Source organism: Syntrophales bacterium, from assembly GCA_030018935.1.
Lineage (GTDB): Bacteria > Desulfobacterota > Syntrophia > Syntrophales > CG2-30-49-12 > CG2-30-49-12.
Genome location: JASEGZ010000081.1, coordinates 1 through 3,319 on the forward strand (window position 1 = coordinate 1; position 3,319 = coordinate 3,319).

Here is a 3,319-nt window from a genome sequence, read left to right on the forward strand (position 1 = left end):
TCTTCGCCTGAAGGCGAGGGTTTTTCTCCCAATCCCCGAGGGGGACAATAAAAGGATTCCCCTCGAAGGCAGTTTGAATGGTATTGGTGACAGAAAGGGAGTTCAGAGAAAAATCAAAGAAATTAAAAAAATCCCTTGACTTTTTTTAGGGGGGGGTAAGATACTTTTAAATTAAGTGAGGCTGAATAGTTACTCTTAGAGCCTCTAAAGCCTCAATAAATAATGCACAGGGGGTTCCAATGAGCGATCAATTAAGAAAAGAGAAAATTACAGAGGCCTACCGTGAAGCGGTAACAGACTTCAAGACAGATTCCGGGATTCCTGTAAAAGGGCTATATACCCAAGATGATCTTGCAGAAATTAACGTTCATGAGGACATTGGCCTTCCCGGGGAGTATCCCTTTACCAGGGGTCATCATCCCAAAATGTATCGCGGTAAATTATGGAATATCAGGAATATTACCGGCCTATCCACACCGAAGGCGTATAATGAGAGATTGAGATACCTGATAGGGCAGGGCATGACAGCTATAGAATGTGAGTTAGACAACCCGACATTCTATGGGCTTGAGCCGGACCAGCTGGCTGCCGATGGTCATCTTGGGGTATGCGGCACTTGCCTGCACTCCCTGAAAGATGTAGAGGAAATGCTTGAGGGTCTGCCCTTGGATGCGCTCAGCTTTTCTTCAGCTCCTGCTGTGCCTGACGTTTCACAAGCTTATATCTTGACTGCCATGAAACATGGGTGCGATATAAGCAAATTGCGGGGTTTGGCTCTGATTCCACATTTCTATCTGTTTAACACCTGTGTTCCCGATCAGGAATATATAACATTTCTTAACGGCCGCACCTCGACGATATTCCGATGGTCAAATGACTTCCTGGAATATGTCTGCCGGAATCTATCCAAGTGGAACGGGTGGTATAGCAGCGGCTATGATATACGTGAGGCGTTTTGTGATGCCGTTCAGGAGATTGCATATAGCATCGCCATCCGTAATGAAACGATTCGCGAGATGGTAAGAAGGGGGATTGACGTAAATGTCGCTGCGCAAAAGTTGATGCCGGTGTTGAGTGTAAGTCAGGATTTCTTTGAGGAAGTAGCGAAGTTTAGAGCGGCGAGGAAGATTTGGGCTGAGACATTAAAAAGAGACTTTGGAGTTACCGACCAAAATGCATTATGCCTTAGATTTCACGCTAATATTGCAGGGTCAAGCTTTACACGACAGCAACCCTTAGTCAATCTTATGAGGGGGACTTTGGGTTGCCTGGCCGGTGTTCTTGGCGGCGCCATGGGCATCCAGGTCCCATCATACGATGAGGCATGGGCCACCCCATCAGAAGATGCGGCAACTCTTGCCGTCAGGACTCAGCAGATCATAAGGTATGAGTCCGGCGTGCCGAAGGTGGCTGATCCGATGGCAGGTTCTTATTATGTGGAGTGGCTGACTAATGAAATGGCGCAAAGGATTGAGGCAGAGGTTGACAAGATTGAAAAAATGGGCGGCTGGTTAGAGGCAATGCGGACCGGTTGGGTCAAGAGGGAACTGGAGAAAAGTCAGATAGCGTTGCAGGGGAAGATAGAAAGCGGGGAGAAGCCGGTTATCGGCGTTAACCGCTTTATCATTCCACCGGAAGAAGATTTCAAGCCCAAAAGGTATGCGCCTGATGTATCCAGGGAAGTTGAGCCTTATCTTGCTGAATATGTGGAATGGAGAGACAAAAAGAGGGACAAAGAAAAAGTGAAGAGGGCGTTGGAAAAGTTATACAATATCGCCGGGAAGACCAATGATAGTTTAGTCCCTTGCGTATTTGAAGCTTTGGAAGCTGACGTTACTTTTGCCGAGATAAGGGGAGTGTTAAGAATGGTTGATGGATTGGAATACGATTGGGCCGGTGAGAGAAAGAATCCTTTTTGAAGGTTGATAAGGGGACAAATGATCATGAGTAAGGAAAAGATAAAGGTAATAACGGCTAAGATCGGCACTGACGGCCATTATCGTGGGATTGAGGCTGTTACAAGAGCATTGCGTGATGCCGGGATGGAGGTAATTTATTTAGGCGCAGGCAGGAGAGTAGAAGAAGTGGTAACGGCGGTGATTCAAGAAGATGCCGACGTTTTGGGGCTAAGCTTCTTATGTGGCGGCCATATGCAGGCTATGCGAAGGGTGATGGCTCGGGTAAAGGAAGAAAATCTGGGACATGTTTTGGTCGTGGTGGGCGGAATCATTTATGATGACGAAATTCCAGAGATGAAAGAATTAGGCGTTGCCGAGGTGTTTTTGCCCGGCACTCCTTTGAAACACAACATAGTTGACTATGTGTCAAGGGAGGTTGAGAAACGAAGGGCATTTTCGGAGAAATAACGAACCATAACATGCTCAAGGGTTGCATAATTTAGCCCTGAGAGGTTCTTGCTGACTCCCTTTTCTATCCAAATCATCCTGTAGGATCTCTTACATACTGAGTTGTATTGCTGGAGATCATAAAGGCTTTACAATAGGGCGTCCAAGCATCTGCCGAATTGACGAAAAGCATACAGCTTATAATCGATGAGCGGGGTCTTGGATACTTACTTGGACACCAGTAATATTTGCCGAATCAGGAAATGTGACCGTAACACGTCCCATCTTGCCTGTTACGACTCTACGGGACTTCGCGAATTCCTTAAGAGTCTTTTCAACACTGCTGTCTCGCTTTATCTGTTTTCCACCTGTTCGTGAACCAGTGCAGTATGTTCTCTTCGAATGTTGACGGATATTTTTCAAATCGAGATCAGTTGGCAATGGTTTTTTCCCTTTTGTGAAAGGTGTTACCACTGCGATAGGATCTGGATCAATTAACTCCGTCCATATTTCTTTCAAATAAGAGTTTGAAGACCCATGGTGCGGAACCTTTATGACAAGAGCCTTGCCTGCTGGGCGGGTGTTTGATGTGACTATTGCTTTCCATCCAAAGGAGTCTTCTCTATGAACCTCTAAATCAGCGCCAAGAAGAATCTTCAAATCTTTCCCTAAGTTGATCCACACACATACAGCCGCGTGATTTGGATACAGGTCAATGACCCGATTTTTTGTTGATTTAAGTGTTGGGATTAGCTTGGCAAAACTACTGAAACTATGGGTTAATGCCGCATCGGAAGGGGAAAGAGTAAAGACTTCTATACCATGACTTGGAAGAAAGAATATTCTCTTGTCTGCAAGTGCCCAAGTATCTGGACCAATTATGACTTTTTTACTTTTGCCCCGTGATTCAAGTTCGCCGATTATTGTCCCCCTCGGGGATTGGGAGAAAAACCCTCGCCTTCAGGCGAAGACTT

Annotated in this window: 3 protein-coding genes; 2 read left to right on the forward strand and 1 reads right to left on the reverse strand. The window is 45.9% G+C overall.

Going from position 1 to position 3,319, the window contains the following annotated elements; translation table 11 throughout:
* The first annotated feature begins 239 nt into the window (after positions 1-239).
* Both QMD03_09925 and QMD03_09930 read left to right on the forward strand, forming a co-directional pair.
* The gene (locus QMD03_09925) at positions 240-1,919 is read left to right on the forward strand and encodes a methylmalonyl-CoA mutase family protein (GenBank protein MDI6777529.1); all 1,680 of its coding nucleotides are present in this window, start codon (positions 240-242) and stop codon (positions 1,917-1,919) included.
* A 24-nt stretch (positions 1,920-1,943) separates the two neighbouring features.
* The gene (locus QMD03_09930) at positions 1,944-2,366 is read left to right on the forward strand and encodes a cobalamin-dependent protein (GenBank protein MDI6777530.1); all 423 of its coding nucleotides are present in this window, start codon (positions 1,944-1,946) and stop codon (positions 2,364-2,366) included.
* Positions 2,367-2,543: 177 nt separating this feature from the next.
* On the opposite strand, the gene QMD03_09935 is transcribed toward QMD03_09930, so the two are convergent.
* A complete protein-coding gene (locus QMD03_09935) occupies positions 2,544-3,005 on the reverse strand; it encodes a hypothetical protein (protein ID MDI6777531.1) in 462 nt (153 codons plus the stop codon).
* Positions 3,006-3,319: the final 314 nt, after the last annotated feature.

Excerpts from the sequence above, each read along its gene's own strand:
- QMD03_09925 (MDI6777529.1), top strand. The coding sequence starts at position 240 with ATGAGCGATCAATTAAGAAAAGAGAAAATTACAGAGGCCTACCGTGAA.
- QMD03_09930 (MDI6777530.1), top strand. The coding sequence starts at position 1,944 with ATGAGTAAGGAAAAGATAAAGGTAATAACGGCTAAGATCGGCACTGAC.